Consider the following 19,093-nt stretch of genomic DNA (forward strand, 5'->3'; position numbering starts at 1 on the left):
GAAAAAATTTGAATAATACAATTTTTGTAAGCGTAAGAAAATGCAGAGCCTGGCCTGCGTCACAGACTTGCAGGGGTTACTATTAAAGAATGTGAGGGTTGCTAGTCGACGACGGAGCCTTCGACTGCGTTGTGGGTTACCAGTTGTGGATCGAGCCGTCGGGCGCTTTCAGAATCGGATGCGGGAATTTGGTCTTCTCTTTCACTTCCATAACGAATGTTGCCTTTTTGGGATCAAACTTTACACCCAGGCCAGGACTGTCGTTGAGATATAGCTTGCCGTTTTTGAAATTGATAAAATCCTCGTTGAAATAAGGCGGACGCTCCGGCTCACCGCCGCCAAGTTCCATCATGGCGCGCATAGGACTGCTCGAACCCAGCACGTGCACGAGCGTGGCCGTGGAAAGCGGACCCGTAAAATGCGGGATCATGCCTACATAATGCGTCTCGCACATGGAAGCGATTTTTTTGAATTCGCTGATGCCGCCCGTGTTGGGAAGTGTAAAACGGGTGTAATCGATCAACCTGTTTTCGATAAGCTCATTGGTGTCCCAGCGGTCGCCAAACTGCTCGCCGACAGCGATTGGAACTTTGGTCATGGATCTTACATTTTTGTAAACACCAGGGTTTTCCGACCGCACAATATCCTCGATGAAGTAAGGTTCCAGATCTTCCAGTGCCGTGCAGATTTTCAGGCCATCGGTCATATCAAAGCGCGTGTGCAAATCAATGGCCCACTTGCCGCCGCCGCCCACGGCTGCATCGATTCTTTTACAGAATTCGATCGTTTTTTTAACATTGTCATAAAAATCAAAAGGCTCGTCGCCATTGCCTCCGGTGGGGCCGATGCGGTAAGACCTTAACCCTGCGGCAATGCAATCCTGCGCTCTTTCTTCCTCGGTTTTGGCCTTCGAAGCGCGGAAACCGGTGGCGTAACATTCAATGTAATCGCGGGTTGCGCCGCCCAAAAGTTCGTAGACGGGCACATTCAACGCCTTGCCTTTAATGTCCCAAAGCGCCATTTCCAATGCACCGAGTGCGTGGAGTTTTTCACGTCCGGGCGGATAAAACATGCCGCGATACACATTTTGCCAGATATGCTCAATGCGGAACGGATCTTCGCCAATCATCATTTGCGCACATTGCTCGATCATATCCTTCGACCCGCCTTCACCGATGCCGATTATGCCGCCGTCTGTTTCGATTTCAACAATGCCGCGCGCCTGATTAAAAAGCGGTTTGTTATAGCCAGGAGCCGCATAATAGCGGATTTTGGTAATCTTCATTTTAGAGGCGGCCTCGGCCCGGATCGTCGGCACACCGCTCATGACCACTGCCGAGCCAAGCGCTGCTGTTTTTAGGAAAGTTCTTCTATGCATAGTCAAATTGGTGGTTTATATTGTTTGAAAACAGCTAACGCATTTTGCAACCGGTCGTTCATTAATCGATTAAGCATTTTGTCTAAAAATTATTCAGTTAGCCAGGCGGATTTTGCCATGGTTGAGTCTCTGGCAATCAGTTTAGCTTCCATCAAGATTTGTTTCATTCCTTCGTCGGGATTTTTCAGTTTTTTCAAAAGATATTCAACGGATGTTTTCCCCAACAACTCCAACGGCTGCCGCAAATAAGTGATGGGGCAATAATAAAGATCAAAAACCTCCGCCTGCCCAAAACTGACGATCGCCAGATCGGACGGCACTTTCAGCCGCAGCTCATTAATGTATCTTAAACCATTGATAGCCAGTCCATAAGTTGCGAAAATCAATGCGTCGACCTTGTGATCGGTGGCCAGAATTTCGTCTATGGCGATTTTCACGTCGCGCTCTGTTGTTTCAAATATGACTTCTTTTAGCCAGTTGTCATCAAATTCAATGTGGTTATCGCTCAATGCGTGTTTGTATCCCCTGATGCGTTCCACCATGTGATACATGTCTGATTTATAAGCAATTAAGCCAATGCGTTCATAGCCCGATTTGATCAGATGAATGCCTGCGTCATAGGATGCTTTGTAATTGTTGGTTGCTACAAAATCGGTTTGAATGTCGGGGAAATGTCGGTCGAGCAATACAAAAGGCACGTTTCTTTCTTTCAGATATTGAATCTGGTTTTCAGAACCTTCGCAGGAAACAATGATAAAGCCATCCACTTGCCGATTGATCAGCACATTGAGCAAGTCCCAAGATTTGTCTGCGTTTTCATCACAGCTGCCGATGATGACCGTGTAACCATTTCGTTTGGCCTCATCTTCCACAACCCGAGCGATGTTCGCAAAAAATGGGTTGGAAATGTCGGCTATAATGAGCCCAATTGTGTGTGTTTTGCCACTTCTGAGGCTTTTGGCGAGGTGATTGGGCTGGTAATTAAGCTCTTTCGCGATCTCTCTCACCTTTTTGGCAATCACCTCTCCCACCCTCGTTTCCTTCTCTTTCCCATTGAGGACATAGGAGACCAGGGCGGTTGATACGCCGGCTTTTTGGGCTATGTCTTTGAGGGATGTTTTCTTCATGGTGCTGGGGTTTTGGCTCTCTTTCTTTTTCTCTCTTTCTTTTCTTTCTTTCTCCCTTTTTTCTCCGGGGTTGAAACCCCGGTTAAAATATTTGCGAGCCTGACGGCTCTTTTACATTCTGGACCAAGATTTTAATCCGAATTGTGCACATAAGAGCCCACCGGGCTCTAAGGAATCATTGCCCTGGGTTTCAACCCAGAGATAAAAAAGATTATGGGCGGATCAATGTGCCATCAAATTTTCTGACTTGCCAGTTGGATTTGGTGGTGATGGGATATTTTGCGGCGGCTTTTTCATCAATGTCGACGCCGATGCCGGGGACTTCATTGACAGACATATAGCCGTTTTTCATCGTTGGACAGCCGGAGAAAACTTCCTGGGTTTTCTCATTGAAACTCACCGCTTCCTGAATCCCGAAGTTCCAGACAGCCAGGTCAATGTGCGCATGTGCAGAATGTCCGACAGGCGAAACGTCACCTGGTCCGTGCCATGCCGTTTTAATATTAAACCACTCTCCTAACCTGGCCACTTTCATGGCTGGCGTAACTCCGCCGATCTGCGAAACGTGAATCCGGATGAAGTCAAACCACTGATTCACCATGGGTTCTACAAACTCATTGACGTTGTTAAAAAGCTCACCCATAGCAATCGGGACAGTCGTGTTTTGCCGCAGGATCTTAAACCACTTTTGGTTTTCCGGTGAAAAAGGATCTTCGATGAAGAACGGATTAAACTCTTCCAGCTTTTTGATCATATTAATGGCATTCATCGGCTGCACGCGTTCATGAATGTCATGAAGCAGCTCGATTTCCTCTCCGCAATTTTTCCTGACGGCTTCAAAGAGCTTTGGAATTGCTTTCAGATACGTGTTTTCATTCATGAAACTGTCCGTTGGACCTCCGAAATTTTCTTTCTTGAAATCCGGCTGCTCGGCTGTGCTGCCCACCGCACCATAACCACCCTGCTGAATGCGAATGTATCTGAATCCTTGTTCCTGAATGCTTTTCACGCTTTCAACCGTGGCCTCTGGTGTGTTGCCATTGGCATGCGTGTAACACGGAACCGCAAACCGCACTTTTCCTCCAAGCAGCTGATAGAGAGGCATTCCGGCACGTTTTCCTTTGATATCCCAAAGCGCCTGATCCAAGCCGCTGAGTGCATTGTTAAGCACAGGGCCATTGCGCCAGTAAGAACTCACGTAAGCGCCGTGCCACATATCTTCAATGTTGTCCACATCTTTCCCTGCGCAAAATTCATTGAGATAAGTGTTAATCGCAACCAGCACAACAGCAGCTCTTTGTGTGAAAGTAGCGCATCCCAGACCGTATAATCCCGGCTCGGAAGTCTCCACTTTTACCACAATCAAGTTAGAACCCTGTGGCGCTGTGGCAATGGCCCGTACACTTTTAATGGTGACAGGTTTCATGGCTTTCGCATAATGCGGTGTTTCTTTTTCTTCGTTGGCTTTGGCGTTGCCAATGCCGCCAAACAGACCCAAAATCCCAGCCGATCCGGTCAGGCCCAATGCTTTCATCGTTTCACGACGACTCATTCCGCTATGATCCATATGTCTTAATTAAATGAAAATGTTAAGGGTTTAGGCTTAAATAACTGTATGCTATATACGCATGAGCGTTTCTCCACTTGGTTGAGCGTTATTCAGCCAATATGCGATAAAAACCATATAATCTTGAAGCAATAGGCTAACCGTCAATACAATTTTGGCTTAATCGATTAAGCTTTTGCATATACTTGGTGCGTAATAAAATGTCTCTTTGATAAACATCAGAGCTATGTTGTACGCAGAATTGAGTTTTTGTTAGAAATTAAAGCGACTAATGTTTGTAAGCGGCCCCCGTATTCAGATAATGTTATAAAAAATCATCAATTAAGATTATTTTTATTTTCAAATGTAAGTTTAATCGATTAAACTAAAAAACTTTGCTGAAAAAATTTATGCTAATTCCTACCGCATCAAATACACATTCACCGACTGCTTCACTTCTTCCAAAGTCTGCTTAGGTGGCTCAAAACCTGCCGGAATGGGTTGTCGCGCCAAAGATTGCAGATAAAGCACCCAGGCATCCCGCCACCAAATCGCTTCTCTGCGCTGGACTTTAAGGCGTTGCGCAACATTAGCATAGACTTCCGAATCGAGATCAGGTTTTGCCAGATCCCACTGCTGCTGCATCCACAATACGGAATCGGCGCCGGTGTAAAAGCGTGTACAAAGTTCTTCCCAAAGTGATTTGCCGGTGCTTAGGTTTTTGTCCCAACGCACGTGATGAAACCATAATAGATAAGGCAGAGATGTTTTATCCGGATCAATCCACTTTTGCTGCACTTGCGGCCTGTATTGAGCAAGTGCATTGCTCCCGGAAGATGTTCTGTCAAAACCGATTCCTGCGGAGTCGGCGCGGTGGTAATATACTGCGGTCCAGTCGGGACGTGAGCCTTTGTTTTGCCAGGGTTCGGGCGCAAAGTGGACGCCCATCCACGGACGTGAGAGTCCGAGCGGCGTGTTATAATCGACGTAGATCTCACGTGAGCGCAACATCATTTTTGTAATGTGCCCGCTCGCTTTCTGGCTGCGGGTCAATGTGAGCGCAACCCATTCCTGCGCAATTTGTTCCGAACTCAGCTGATGGTCCCAGCTCAGCCTGCCGAATGCATACCAATTGGCCTGAGCCAGCGGATGTCCCGTCCAGTTCCTGCTGTTTCCTGTGTTGGCCACGCCCGCCATGAGTGTGCGGGCATATCCGTGCATGCTTCCGTCCACGACCTTTGCAACCGTTGAGCCCTCACCATTGACATACGTGTCCGAATCCAGACATTCCTTGAAAATAGGCGCCTCGTAAACGGCATGCGTGGCAAAGCCCAGATATTCCTGTGTAATCTGAAATTCGATTCCCAGCGGCGTTTTGGGCATATTTCCAAACAATGGCGAGAAAGGCTCGCGGGGCTGGAAATCAATTGGCCCGTTTTTGACCTGCACGATTACCTTGGGATCAAACTTGCCGTCCAGCGGCACAAATTCCTCGTAAGCAGCCTTGAAACGGTCGGCATTGGGATCTGCTTTGTATACAAATGCACGCCAGATAACGATGCCATCGTAGGGTTCAAATGCTTCTGCAAGCATATTCGCGCCATCGGCATGCGTGCGACCGTAGTCCTGCGGGCCTGGCTCTCCTTCTGAATTGGCCTTTACCAGAAATCCGCCGAAATCAGGGATTTCTTTATAAATCTGCGCAACCTTTTCTTTCCACCATGCACGCACCTGCGGGTCCAGCGGATCGGAAGTTGGCAATCCACCCAACGTTTTGGGCGCTGCAAAATACACCGACAAGTAAGTTTTGATCCCATACTTCCGCAACACATTCGCGATGGCCGCCACTTTCACAATGTATTCCTGCGACATAAACCGCGCACTGGCATTCACATTGTTAAGCACCGTGCCATTGATCCCCAAAGATGCATTTGCCCGGGCGTAATCGGCATAACGCGGGTCAACGCGCTCGGGGAGCTCATACCATTTCCAGAGCGATGCACCCGCATAGCCACGTTCAATCGTGCCGTCCGGATTATCCCAGTGATTCAGCATTCGGTAACGGATTTTCGGGCTGCTCGCGACATTCAGGTTTTTCAATGTCCGCTGCATTTGCATGTGTCTCAGCAAGGCAAATACTCCATAAAGGATGCCATTTTCTGATCTTGCGAGAATCAAAATGTTGCCGCCCGACAATGTAATCTGGTAACCTTCCTCTTGCTGGATCTGATTTGAACTGGTCACAATTCGAAAAACAATCGCACCTGACCGCGCACCAAATGAACTTGTGACATTAATGTTTTTGCCCAAAAGCTTTTTCAACCCGGTTTGCAACTCCTGTGCCGCACTCTGCCCAATCTCGCCTTTGGCTGAATTCCCTATAAATGTGGTGTATTTCAAATATTCAGCCTTGATTGCAGCATTGGTAACTGCCTCATATTTAAGCCACAACCGATAACCGTCATCTCCCTCATCGGCCGACGGATCAGCCGCATAAGATGCTGTTGCAATGAGTATTAAGCCGAGAAAAAGTAAGAATAAGCGTCTGGTCATGTTGTTGATTTACAAATTATTTCTTTACCTCTTGAATGTGCTCCGCAACATTGCGCATCGTATCGACATAAATGTCCTTTTCATTTTCTTTCAAATAATGTAGCAACTCGCTGTGCGCCTGGTTGGAGACATTCAGTGCATGTTCACCGCCCACACCGTGAAAGAGGAAAACAAGCAATTTGCCGCTTTCCTGTGCCTGCTTTACGAGCTTAATCATGTCCTTCCCCGACTGCTCCGCCATTGCGTAGCAGTCAATGTCCATCAGCTTTTGTTCATTCAGTGAATGCATTTCGTGCCTGACGGCTCTGGCGGCTATAAATTCATCGGTTAGCGTCTGTATAAACGCTCCCTCCGCTACTTTTTTATGTCCGCAGGTGAATGCAAATGTGCGTTTGTCGAGGCCGTCAATTGATTTCAAAAAAGCATTACACATTCTGATCTCGTCCTGAATCCGGCTGAGGCTGTACTTACTGAGGTCGTATTCCGGCTTTACCCAGCTCATGCCCGGCGCGGTTGCATCACAGGGATGGTACAAAGTATGATTGCCCAGTTCGTGGCCGTTGGCAGCTGCTGCACGCCAGTCTTTGATCCGGTTGCGGGCTGCGTCTGAGGATGCGGTCAGGTAAAACGAGCCTTTCAAGCTGAGGGAATCGAGTGCGGGGATCACATTATCAAGATGCACGTTCAATGCATCGTCATAGGTGAGCACTACTGCGCATTTTTTTCCTTTCCAGGGTTTGGTTTGGTCTAGCTGCTCGCCATCCGTGCGGAATGGAGAAGCAGGGAGATTTGCAGAGTTATAAAAATTGATTCCTTCCGGATTATCCTGCCAGGCATAGCGAACATATTTGGGCGATTTGACTGTTTCACTGGTTATTTCAACCTGATCTTTTCCTATAATCCGCGCTTTTGCCCACACAAATTTTTTATCATAATCCGCAATGGAAAACCATCGCAAATCTTCCCCGTCACGCGATTGAATGCCAGCGGCCACATGATCAAATGTGAGAATGATCTTCTCGCCCGCACTGCTTTGGGATTTCAGTTGGGGGCCGCTGCAAACCACGTCCTGCTCATTATATGCAAGATTTCTGGCCGAAAGCGCCAGTCTTTTCCCAATGTCTTTTTTGTTCAAAGGATGAATGTCATTCCATTCGCCCAAGTCCAGCGTCACAGTGACGGCCGTGTTTTTCAATTTAAGCGCTTCGTTCTGTGCTTCCCGAAGCAGCGCCATATTGCTTTCGGCGGGTTTGAAATCAATGTCCTGAAAATTAGGCAATTGCACCACCAGAAAAGGAAGATTTACGTCATTCCAAAGCTTTCGACGGTCATTGATTAACGCGGGTAAAAGTGCATAATAGGGTTTCGGCTCATTTACATTGGATTCACCCTGATACCAGAGAAAACCTTTCAGTTTGAAGGGCAGCACGGGTGCGATCATCGCATTGAATAATGCCGCGGGCTGACTTTGAGCGACAAATGGGCTTTCGGCGTCACCAGTTACATTATTTGACTGAAAAACCTGACCAACTTTGTACTGCCAGGTTCCTTTCAGGTCAATCTGCTGATCATTGGCGGTCAAGAAATAAGGCTTATCCGGCACAAAACCACCTTTTCCCATCGAATTGGAAACCCTGATCACGAATGCATTCTTCCCGGCTTTGAGCAAGCCAGCCGGAATTTCATATCGCCGGGGCGGATATTGGTAAGTCACATTTCCGATGCTTTTTCCATTGACATACATTTGATCTGCATCCACAATACGTCCCATAAAGAGCTTTACCGGCTTCCCGATCCAGCTTTCCGGCACTTCGAATTCCCTGCGAAACCAAACCACGCCGTCCAGATCCTTCAAACCCTGATCTTCCCAGAAACCCGGAATGTTGAGATTCCTCCATCCTTTTGGCTGATAATCTTCACTTTCCCAATGTTCAACCTGGCCTAAATCGGCTGCATCGGGCTGCTTTGTCTCTCTTATCTGTTTTGGCCTGATTGACTGGACAAAGGCGGTGTCCTTATTCCTGGCAATGATCTTTTGAATGTCATCAAAATCCTTGTAACCGCCCTCACTGATCCACGCTTCGATGGGTGTGCCGCCTACTGAGCTGTTGATAATGCCGATCGGAACTTTGTATTGATCATATAAATCTTTCGCAAAAAAGTAGGAAACAGCTCCAAAACCGAGCACATCTTTGGGATTAGCAGCCTTCCACGCTCCACCTGGAAAATCGTCTTTTGGACCGTTCAGGTCGGTTAATGTTTGCACAAAAAAATTGCGGATATCGGGATAATCAGCGGAGGCAATGTCGTCGGGAAACCGCTCCTTCACGCGCTCCATGTTGATCACCATATTGCTCTGCCCGTTGCACAGCCACACGTCACCAAATGCAATGTTCTTGATTCTAATCTGATTTTTTCCTTTTATCAAAAGCTCAAATCCCGTCCCGGCAGGTTGCGCAGGCAGCTCAACTTCCCATTTACCATCCGCATTGGTTACCGCGCTGCGACTTTTACCGCTAAATGTCACGGCAACCTTTTCTTTTGGCGAAGCCCAGCCCCAGATCGTGACGGGTTTGTCGCGCTGTAAAACCATGTTATCGGAAATGAGCTTTGGCAAACGAACCTGAGCAGATAAGCCGCCGGAAAGGAAAATCAGGAAGAATACAAACGTAAAAAAGCGCATTGAACAGCGGAGCAAAGGGACTAAAACGGTTGAAAACTAATTCATTCTATCGATCTGCTGATCAGTTCTGAACCGGCAGTTGACTATCGGTCAAAAGCAAAAAACCAATCGTTCCTATTCAATAGGCCCGATTAGTTTTTTGAAAGTCCTCTCAAAGTCGCGCAACAGCACAAAGTGTGTAGCTTTTTGTGAAAGTCATTGACGCGCTGCCTGGAAAGTTTTGCTTAATCAATACCCCGTATTTTGCGGAAACTTGGGACCGTCCACCACCCGGTCGATCTGCGTTTGTGGAATGGGGCGGAGCATATTGAAATCCTTCACATAAGGCGCTGCTTCCTGGTTCCATTCCTGCACGCGGCGCACGAGCGAGCGGGTGCGTACAAGGTCGTGCCAGCGCTGCCATTCCCCAAAAAACTCGCGGCTGCGTTCATCGAGGATAAAATCCAGAGTTACTTCTTTGGCGGCGATGATCATGGCTGCTGCGGCTGTTGCATTTTGGGCCGTCGTGTTGGTTTTGCGGAATGCTGCACGCTGTCTTACTACATTGATTAGCTCTGCTGCTTTGGCATTGTTTCCTGCTTTGAAATGAGCCTCAGCACCTGTCATGTACACATCTGAGAAGCGATATAGAACGGCCGGACGCGTAGATGGATCATTGAAATTCGCTCCACGGCTCGGGTCCATGTATTTTTTCAATGCAGGGAAAATTCCATTGTTCCAAAGACTTGGCGGCACGACAATGCCTTTGAAAGGCCGGTTACCAACAAACTGCGGTGCGCCAGGCACTTCAAAATCGGGCAGCCAGACGGCAGTGTCCGCACCCGGAACGGTGGTGTAACTGATCTTCCGTAGGTTGTTGGGCGCATCAGCAGGATTCGTAACAGCTGTATTTGAAATATAAACTGTGTAAAAAGAATTGGCATAACGGGAATCCACATTGCGGTTGGTGAATGCCTGATCCAGAAAATAGTTCTTGCCAGCACGCGGCCCGGAAGCCAGTTTGTCAGAATTCGGACGCATCCGCACATACGGACGGCCGTAATAGGAATCGCGGAGCATTCCGGAAGTCCCGTTATTCACAAACACACCGGCCGCATTTTTGATGGAATTGATGCCGCTGTTGTTGGGATAATTCCAGTTGGTAAACCATGGACTCAGGTTTTGTGCTGCGCCTCCCCCGGCCTGCCCGCCTACGGCATAATAACCATATTTGGGATCCAGAACGTGGTCGCTCACGAACATGGTTTCTTTTCCATAATCATTGGCAGGTACAAAAGCATCGCCATAATCCTGCCACAAATCGAGGGCATAATCCGATTTTTTGGCAATAATGTCATCGCAAATTGTTGCGGCCTGCGTGAAATCGGAGGCAGTGTTGTTCAGCCAGCCGCGGGTTAAATATGCTTTGGCCAGCAGAAACTGCGCCACTGGCTTGGTGGCAGCCTTACCCAGAAATGGCGCCGTGGGCTGATTAGGCAAATCGGCCGCTGCCTCTGTCAGATCCTTGATAATGAGCTCATAAACATCCGCTGCTGGCTGGCGAGACGCTGCTTGTGACGGAACCGTAATGAACTCCGTATGAAGCGGCACGTCGCCCCAGGTTTGCACCAGATAGAAATACCAGAATGCTCTCAGAAACTTGGCTTGTGCCAGATATTGCTTCCGCGTGGCTTCCGGCAAGTCAATGGTCGCGCCGTATTGCAGCACACCATTCAATGTGTTAATATCCTGAAATGCAGTGCCCCAGGCTGAGCCGAAGTTGCTGCTATTGATGCCATTGTAAGTGTATGCGGTTCCTCCGCCAGCATTCACACCTTGTATGAACTCATCCGTTCCGGCCTGCATTTCAATGGTAAAACCTTCGGTGCCCCATTGGCCGCGAATGTCGTTGTAGACCCCGGCAATTCCGCCGAGCACTCCCGACGGACTGTTAAAATATGATGGAACGATCTGGGATTGCGGATGTTCTTCGAGCACTTTTTCACAACCTGTGCTCAATGAAGCAATCAAGACTGCGCTGATCAGTGTTTTTATGGATTTCATAGTCGGATTAGAATTTAAGGTTTACGCCCACAGTGAATTGTCTTACCGGCGGAGAGTTCAGGTTTACCGAAATCTGACGTTCCGGTGCGCTGCGATCGCTGGCACCTTGGGGGTTAAGCGTCGACTGGCCAGTTGCGTAGCTGTTTCCTTCGGGATCAACAGCCAGATCATCCTTCACCAATGGTGAGTAAATGATGAATGGGTTGGTTAGGTTGACATAGATCCTGGCAGAAGCAGCGCCTACTTTTTTGATTAAATCGCTTTCGAATGTGTAACCCAGGTTAATGCTGCGGCATTTGATAAATGAACCGTCATAGTAACCCAATGTCGAACCGAAGTTGGCGACCGCACCGCTGGCGTCCGGGGCCGGGAAATTGTTGGTTGGATTGGTGTCCGTCCAGTAATCCACCTTTACCTGGTTTACACGGCTTTGATTGAAGAATGCGAAACCGCCTGAACCAGTAGAGTTTCCCGTCAGATAAGGCACGAGCACTTTCATGCCCATCCGTGCATAGGTGACGATGGATGCATCAAAATTCCCGAAACTGAAACGGCTGGTCAATCCTCCCTCCCATTTAGGCTGGAAATTGCCGAGGATCTGGCGGTCATTTGCGTCGATTTTTCCGTCCCCGTTCAAATCCTCCACTCTGATTTGTCCGGCGAATTGAACGGGTGAAGTTTGTTTGGCCAATGTTCCGTTCTCTGCGTCAGCAGTTTGCCAGATGCCCAGTTTTTTGTAATCATAAATCACCGAAAGCGGTTGTCCTACAAACCATCCTGCGCCCAGATTGGCTTTTTCTTCCGGCGTGGTTAACTGCGTGATTTTCTCGCGATTGAAGAAGTAAGTTGCGTCAATGCTCCAATTGAAGCCTTTTGGTTTTCTGACAATCTCAAATGTCGCAGCAACTTCTACCCCTTTTCCCTCTGTTTTACCTAAATTTTTCAAAGTCGAACCGGCTCCATTGCTGGGAGGCAGCGGCACGGAAAGCAGAATATTCTTGGTTTTTTGGTGATACCAATCCACCGAACCGGTAATGCGGTTGTTCAGGAAACCAAAGTCAATTCCAATGTCCAGCTGCGATGTCGATTGCCAGCTTAGGTTGCTGGATGGAAGGCTCGTGACCGTGTAAGCCAGTTGTTGTCCGGCAGTTCCCGTCCCGAAATTGTAATAACCGGCAGACAATGCACCCAATGTAGAGTAGGCGCCCACATTCCGGTTTCCGGAAATCCCCCAGCCGCCACGCAATTTCAGATTCGAAATAAAAGGAGCTGACTTCATGAAACCTTCTTCAACCACATTCCATCCCAGACCAACTGCCGGATAATTGAAATATTGGTTACCCGGAGACAATGTAGAAGAACCGTCGCGGCGCAATGTCAATGTCAGCAAATATTTGTCGGCGAAGCTGTAATTAATCCTGCCCATGTAGGATAGCAGCCCCGTTTCCGAAAACGAGTTGCCAAAGTCCGAAGGCGCAACAGGTTGTCCCGATGCAAGCGAAAAATTCGACGTTTTGATGTAATCCGCCGGCACGCCCGTCACCGTAAAGCGGCTTCCTAATGAGTGGTTTTTGGTGTATTCATAAAGTGCGGTGAAGCCGAATTTATGTTTATCTGCAAAAGTTTTATCATAATAAAGCAAATGTTGCAAGTTTACATCCCAATATTCCGTGTTGCTGATCTCAGCCGTGGATGAGGATTGCAAAGTAGCTGTATTGAAGTATGTTAGCGGGCCATTGTAGTTGTTCAAATTGGACTGACTGAAATTAAGACCTGCATTAAATCGATATTTTAAACCAGGCAAAATATTTACCTCCGCATAAAGACTGTTGAATGTCCGCACCGAACGCGTGCGTCCCAAAGCCGATTCTTTTTTGGTCATGATCGTGAGCGGACTCACGTTCGCCGCATCGATAGAACCTTCTGAAGGGAATGTATTTACAGAACCATCCGCATTGTAAGGTGAAGCCAAAGGAGTCAAACGCACAAGTCCGCCCGGAACGCCGCCACCGCCGGGCGTGTTCGTGTAAGTCAGCGTGTTAAGCGTGTTAAGGCCAATTTTAATATTTTTTCCAATGCGCTGGTCAATGGTTGCGCGAATGTTGAAACGCTGAAAATCCTGGTGTGGAATGATGCCCGTTTCATTAAAATAACCTAAGCCGAGTGAATATTGCGTGTTTTCAGTTCCGCCCTGCATGCCTAACTGGTGATTGGACATGAAACCTGGCTTATAAATCAAATCTTGCCAGTCCGTGGACACACCATTATCAAGTGCTTCCTGCTCTTTTGGGGTAAGCAAATAACCTGATGTCCCGGGCGCAGTGCGGTTGTATTTAGCCGCATCGGCTTTGAATTGCGCATATTCGGTTCCGTTCATGACATTGAACTTGCCCATTACGCGCGTTTCTCCGTGGTAACCATCGTAGCTGAAAACGGGCTTGCCTATTTTTCCTCTTTTGGTTGTTACAAGAATCACCCCGCCTGATCCGCGCGAACCGTAAATAGCTGTTGCAGAGGCATCTTTCAAAACTTCCAGACTGAGAATATCGTCCGGGTTAATGTCATTCAAACCACCGAAAGGAATTCCGTCGACCACAACCAATGGACCATCCAAGCCATCGCTCGAACCCGAACTGGTCGTTAATGTGCGGTTCCCCCTGATCCTGATTTGTCCCTGCGAACCGGGTGTGCTTCCGTTACTAATGATGGAAACGCCCGCCGCGCGGCCTTTTAACTGGCTCACCAGGTTTGGCGCAGGAACTTCTTTCAATGTACTTTCACTGACCGAAACTACCGAACCCGTCACGTCCCGTTTCCGCTGCACGCCATAACCGACCACCACGACTTCTTCCAATGTCTTGTTATCGACGGCAAGTGTTACATTTATAATCTGCTGGGTGCCGACTACAACTTCCTTTGAAGCATATCCTACGAGCGAAAACACAAGAACCGAATTCGCATCTTGAACAGAGAGTTTGAAATTCCCATCCTGATCGGCGCTGGTTCCTCTGGTTGTGGATTTCACAAGCACGCTCACGCCCGGCAGCGCTTCGCCGTCTGGCCCGGTCACTTTTCCTGAAACTTCGATGTCAGCCACGGGTGCTGACCTGTGTCTGGCGCTATAATCTGCCCAGGCCGCATTGCCTGCAATCGCATCGCTCGGCACGCTTCCCAGCAACAGAATGGGAAGGCCAGAAATTCCGACGATCCTGGCCAGAATGTTACTAGTTAATAAACGTTCATGCATTGTTTGTATAGATTAATGTTTGTGTTTGACTGAACCGCAACCTGCCTCGCTCCCTCCCGGAAGTGTCAATTTGACAATAGTAATTTCTGGCGTAACTTCGGCCTTCGACCTTTGAATTAGTTTCATCATTTTTTCCAGATATTATTTGATTTATTGTCGACAAATGTAACGAGGTGATGCAACCGGCTGTGAGCACATTTGTTTATTTTACGGGTACAATTGTTCAAATGCGCCAAAAAAGTGCCCGATTCGGAGACTAATTTGCATTTTTAGCTTTTATTTCTCGTTTTAGACGTCAATTTCGGTTTTGGCAGCATTACCGGCTCATTCTAGAAAAACCTCTTGAGTAAATGCAATTGAAGATTAATTTTTTTTGTCTTTTCACGTGCATGCTTGTCCTCATTTCCGGGATCAATCACGCTGTTAAGGCGCAGCGCATCGAGCCAAAATTCACCTCGATCACTTCGATGGATGGGTTGTCGTCGAATACGGTAACTGCTATCCTGAAAGATCGCTATGGGCTCATGTGGATCGCAACCGACGACGGCCTGAACAGGTTTGACGGAACGGATGTATTGGTATACCGGCACAATAAAAATGATTCGACGTCGCTGCGATCGAGTGACATTACCAGCTTGCACCAGGACCGCAAAGGCCGGATCTGGGTGGGCACGATCGAAGGCGGGCTGCACCTTTACAACCGGAAAAAAGATTCGTTCATAAGCATTCCGTCCCCGCATAGTGTGATCAGCATTACGAGTGATGCCCGGGGGAAACTTTGGGTGGGAACAACGGCCGGGCTTGTCAATGTGGACCCGGAAACTCGGCAGATCAGCACATTTTCAGCTATTCCCAACATGCCAGATCAGATCTCAAAAGGGCTGATCCTGAGCCTGGCAATTGATAGCAAGCAGCGGATTTGGATCGGATCGAAAAATGGGTTGTATAAAATTGACCCTGCTGATAAAACCGGCGAGTACATTAATTACCTGCAATCCATCCCCGACGAGGCGGGCGCGCGGACGGTAAAGTCCATGGTGGAGGATCGCGAAGGAAATATGTGGGTGGGCACTTATAGCGGCTTGTTCAAGTTTAATTCGGCTGGACAGATCCTGAAACACATTCAGTATGAAGCTGATAACAAGCATTCGCTGAGTACGAACATGGTGTTTGCGCTTGCGCTGGAAAACGACCGCCGCCTTTGGATCTGCACCGATGCGGGACTGAATATTCTGGATATGCGGGATGGCAACATTACGCGATACGGCCCGGATGCGCGGACGCAATTCAGTTTAAGCAACAAGTCTGTGCGGAGCATTTTGTTTGATAATGAGGGCATTTGCTGGCTGGGAACCTATAAAGGCGGGGTCAATAAATATGATAAAAACCTGGCGATTTTCGGATTAAAGCGGTCTGACGTCAATGATCCTTACGGTTTGAGCGGACCATTTGTGACTTCATTCGCCGAGACTGCATCGGGCGAGCTGTTTGTGGGCACGGACGGCGGCGGTCTGAATTTGTACAATCGCCAAACCAATCTTTTCAAAAAATTTCCCATTAACCCTAAAAACAAAAATGCCGCATCCGGACTGGCAATCCTGACATTGGAACTGGTTTCGGGCAACGAACTTTGGATAGGGACTTTTCAGGATGGTTTGTTTCAATTTAATCCCAAATCCGGCGCTTACACGCAGTATTTGCGTGGGAAAGATTCTTCGAGCCTGAGTAATAACGAGATTTTTTGTCTGGAAAGAGACAAGTCCGGCAAGTTGTGGGTGGGCACCAACGGCGGTGGCGTGCATTTGTTTGATCCGGCTACGAAGCGTTTTACGCGATTTTACAATCCCGGCACGCCTATTTCGCAGCGCGTGATTCCGCTCAATGGTTATATCAGGGATATTTTGCTGGACAGGCAGGGTAAAGTTTGGATCGCATCGCACGGCACCGGGATTGCTGTTTTTGATCCGGTTACGCAGAAATCCGTGCTACTCGATCGGCAAAGCAGTAACCTGCTCAGCAACATTGTTTACTCGCTTTTGGAAGACAGCAAAGGGAATATCTGGGCGGGCACATCCGGGGAAGGATTGGCATTGTACGATCCGCGTTCTAAAAAATTCATTTCCTATGGCGCGAAGGAAGGTTTGGCAAGTAATGTGGTCAACAAAGTCCTGGAAGATGCGCAAGGGCGGATTTGGGTGAGTACGAATCAGGGAATCAGCTATTTTGATCTCAAAAACAAAAAATTCACCAATTACACTTCTTATAACGGCATTCAGGACCGGACGTTCGTGCTGGGCTCCGGCATTCGGGCTGCGGATAATACGCTGTTTTTTGGCGGGATTGCAGGTTTTAATTATGTCGATACGCGCAGTTTGCCCAACAGCAAATGCATTCCGCCTATAATTTTGAAAGATCTCCGAATTGGTAACCGGAGCATTACGCCGGCGGATTCCAATTTTATAGATGCCGATATCTCTGTGGCCAAAACCATCAGCCTTGATTACAAACAAAACTTTTCGATCGGCTACGCTGCTTTGGATTATACAAACCCCAAACAAATGCATTACCGGCACCGGCTGGTGGGCATGCAATCGGAATGGAACGAAACTGGGCTGACCAATCTGGCTAGTTATACCAATCTGAGCCCCGGTGAATATGTGTTTGAAGTGCAGGCCAGTAGCGATGGCATTAACTGGAGTCCGCAAACCAAGTCGGTGGCAGTGGTGGTCAAACCGCCATTTTACCTGACCATTTATGCGTATATTTTCTATTTCCTGGCGCCATTTGTGATCGTGTATATTATGCGGCGGCGCGGCATTCAGAAGCTGAAAAGGCAATTCCGTGAGCAGCAACAGCGTGCGGAAGTGGAGCAGGCGCAGGAATTAGACCGGATGAAAATCAAGTTTCTGACCAATTTGAGTCACGAGTTCAGGACGCCCATTTCCCTGATCCTCGCTCCTGTTGATAATTTGCTGGTCAAGACCAAATCGACTGAATTGCAACCGCCGGTGATTGCCATTAAACGGAATGCCAAAAGGTTGCTCAACCTCGTCGACCAGCTGCTCGATTTCAAAAATATGCAGGAGCAGGAAGTCAAGCTGGACCTCAAATGCCGAGACATTATTTTGTATATTAAAGACACGTGCGATCAATTCAGCGATCTTTCGATCCGAAAAGGCATTCAGTTTAAAATCGAGAGTTCACTTGATCAGCTGATGATGGATTTTGATGCAAACAAACTCGAACGGATTTTGTTCAATCTGCTTTCAAACGCATTCAAATTCACCCCAAAAGGCGGAGAAGTGGCTTTGAAAATTGATTATCAGACGGATTTAGAAGGTAAGTATTGGCTCCAAATCATCATTACAGACACCGGAATTGGCATTGCTGAGGCTAATCATGACAAAATATTTAACCGTTTTTTCCAAAGCGAAACGGACCGTTCCGTGCTAAACCAGGGAAGCGGCATTGGCTTGTCCATTGTGCGGGAATTTGTGCAGTTGCATGAGGGAAATATTGCGGTTACCAGTGAGCCGGGCCTTGGCAGCACATTCACCGTTCAGCTGCCCATCGCCGATCCGCAACCGCTTTTGGTGACGGAGCAACCTGCGTCAGCGCCAGCCAACATTGACGGCGAAAACGGCTTTGGAAAGCTGGAAAAGCCAAATCCGGAAGATCCATCCAATGTGCTGATCATTGAAGACAATGACGAATTCAGGCATTATTTGAAAGAAAGTCTGATGCCTTTTTACCACGTCATCGAAGCGAGCAATGGCAAGGAAGGCTGGCAAAAAACGCTCAGCCACCATCCGGAACTCATTGTGAGCGACATTGCCATGCCAGAAATGGACGGCATCGCGCTTAGCCAGAAAATCAAGTCGGACAAGCGAACGAAGCACATTCCGATCATTCTCCTGACCGCCTCCACCGGCGAGCAGCAGCAACTCGAAGGGCTGAATTCGGGTGCAAATGATTATTTGACCAAACCATTTAATTTCGACATTCTGAATGCGAAGATCAACAACCTAATTCTGCTGAATCGTCTCTTAAAAGGCGTTTATTCCCGCCAGATACAGGTTTTGGGACAGGCGCCGCAAATGGAATCGAGCCAGGAAAAACTATTGAAGGACATGCTGACTTACATTGAAGCAAACCTGCACACAGCACAGTTGAGTGTTGAAAATCTGAGCAAACACGTCGGCATGAGCCGGGGAACATTGTATAGCAAAGTGCTGGAAATGAGCGGACAAACGCCCATTGAATTTATTCGTTCTATCAAGCTCGAAAAAGCTGCATTACTCCTGGAAAATAGTGATTTGAGTATCTCGCAGATCTCCTATATGACTGGATTTACAGCGCCGAATTATTTTGCAAAATCGTTTAAAGCAAAATTCAACATGCTCCCGACAGAATACAAGGCTAAAAAACGGAGGCATCATGAAGTGACAACTGCCCACGTTTGATTATCACCCACATTAATGCACATTTTATCAATAATCATAAACGCCAACCCGCC

8 protein-coding genes are annotated in these 19,093 nt (G+C 47.9%); 1 reads left to right on the top strand and 7 read right to left on the bottom strand.

The features are described 5' to 3' along the window. Window positions 1-136: 136 nt before the first annotated feature. From LZG73_RS17510 to LZG73_RS17540, 7 genes are all read right to left on the bottom strand, one after another. Complete coding sequence (locus LZG73_RS17510) at window positions 137-1,378, bottom strand: mandelate racemase/muconate lactonizing enzyme family protein (protein ID WP_233852931.1); 1,242 nt, start codon at window positions 1,376-1,378, stop codon at window positions 137-139. An 89-nt stretch (window positions 1,379-1,467) separates the two neighbouring features. Further along, complete coding sequence (locus tag LZG73_RS17515; protein WP_233852933.1) at window positions 1,468-2,505, bottom strand: LacI family DNA-binding transcriptional regulator; 1,038 nt, start codon at window positions 2,503-2,505, stop codon at window positions 1,468-1,470. 211 nt (window positions 2,506-2,716) lie between these two features. Then, the gene (locus tag LZG73_RS17520; protein WP_233852942.1) at window positions 2,717-4,072 is read right to left on the bottom strand and encodes an enolase C-terminal domain-like protein; all 1,356 of its coding nucleotides are present in this window, start codon (window positions 4,070-4,072) and stop codon (window positions 2,717-2,719) included. 399 nt (window positions 4,073-4,471) lie between these two features. Further along, complete coding sequence (locus LZG73_RS17525) at window positions 4,472-6,604, bottom strand: alpha-glucuronidase family glycosyl hydrolase (RefSeq protein ID WP_233852944.1); 2,133 nt, start codon at window positions 6,602-6,604, stop codon at window positions 4,472-4,474. Between the two features lie 16 nt (window positions 6,605-6,620). Then, window positions 6,621-9,287, bottom strand: coding sequence for a sialate O-acetylesterase (locus LZG73_RS17530; RefSeq protein ID WP_233852957.1), 2,667 nt, complete (start codon window positions 9,285-9,287; stop codon window positions 6,621-6,623). Window positions 9,288-9,515: 228 nt separating this feature from the next. Next, complete coding sequence (locus tag LZG73_RS17535; protein ID WP_233852959.1) at window positions 9,516-11,330, bottom strand: RagB/SusD family nutrient uptake outer membrane protein; 1,815 nt, start codon at window positions 11,328-11,330, stop codon at window positions 9,516-9,518. A 7-nt stretch (window positions 11,331-11,337) separates the two neighbouring features. Further along, on the bottom strand, window positions 11,338-14,577 hold the full coding sequence (locus LZG73_RS17540; protein WP_233852961.1) for a TonB-dependent receptor: 3,240 nt from the start codon (window positions 14,575-14,577) through the stop codon (window positions 11,338-11,340). Window positions 14,578-14,966: 389 nt separating this feature from the next. Between LZG73_RS17540 and LZG73_RS17545 the strand changes: the two genes are divergently transcribed. Continuing rightward, a complete protein-coding gene (locus LZG73_RS17545; protein WP_233852970.1) occupies window positions 14,967-19,040 on the top strand; it encodes a hybrid sensor histidine kinase/response regulator transcription factor in 4,074 nt (1,357 codons plus the stop codon). Window positions 19,041-19,093 lie beyond the last annotated feature (53 nt).

The sequence above is a fragment of the Dyadobacter sp. CY326 genome, assembly GCF_021390515.1.
Taxonomy (GTDB): domain Bacteria; phylum Bacteroidota; class Bacteroidia; order Cytophagales; family Spirosomataceae; genus Dyadobacter.

What these genes read in the sequence shown, in the direction of transcription:
- LZG73_RS17530 (WP_233852957.1), bottom strand. Translation starts at nt 9,287, where the DNA reads ATGCGCTTTTTTACGTTTGTATTCTTCCTGATTTTCCTTTCCGGCGGC.
- LZG73_RS17515 (WP_233852933.1), bottom strand. Translation starts at nt 2,505, where the DNA reads ATGAAGAAAACATCCCTCAAAGACATAGCCCAAAAAGCCGGCGTATCA.
- LZG73_RS17545 (WP_233852970.1), top strand. Translation starts at nt 14,967, where the DNA reads ATGCTTGTCCTCATTTCCGGGATCAATCACGCTGTTAAGGCGCAGCGC.
- LZG73_RS17540 (WP_233852961.1), bottom strand. Translation starts at nt 14,577, where the DNA reads ATGCATGAACGTTTATTAACTAGTAACATTCTGGCCAGGATCGTCGGA.
- LZG73_RS17535 (WP_233852959.1), bottom strand. Translation starts at nt 11,330, where the DNA reads ATGAAATCCATAAAAACACTGATCAGCGCAGTCTTGATTGCTTCATTG.
- LZG73_RS17520 (WP_233852942.1), bottom strand. Translation starts at nt 4,072, where the DNA reads ATGGATCATAGCGGAATGAGTCGTCGTGAAACGATGAAAGCATTGGGC.
- LZG73_RS17510 (WP_233852931.1), bottom strand. Translation starts at nt 1,378, where the DNA reads ATGCATAGAAGAACTTTCCTAAAAACAGCAGCGCTTGGCTCGGCAGTG.
- LZG73_RS17525 (WP_233852944.1), bottom strand. Translation starts at nt 6,604, where the DNA reads ATGACCAGACGCTTATTCTTACTTTTTCTCGGCTTAATACTCATTGCA.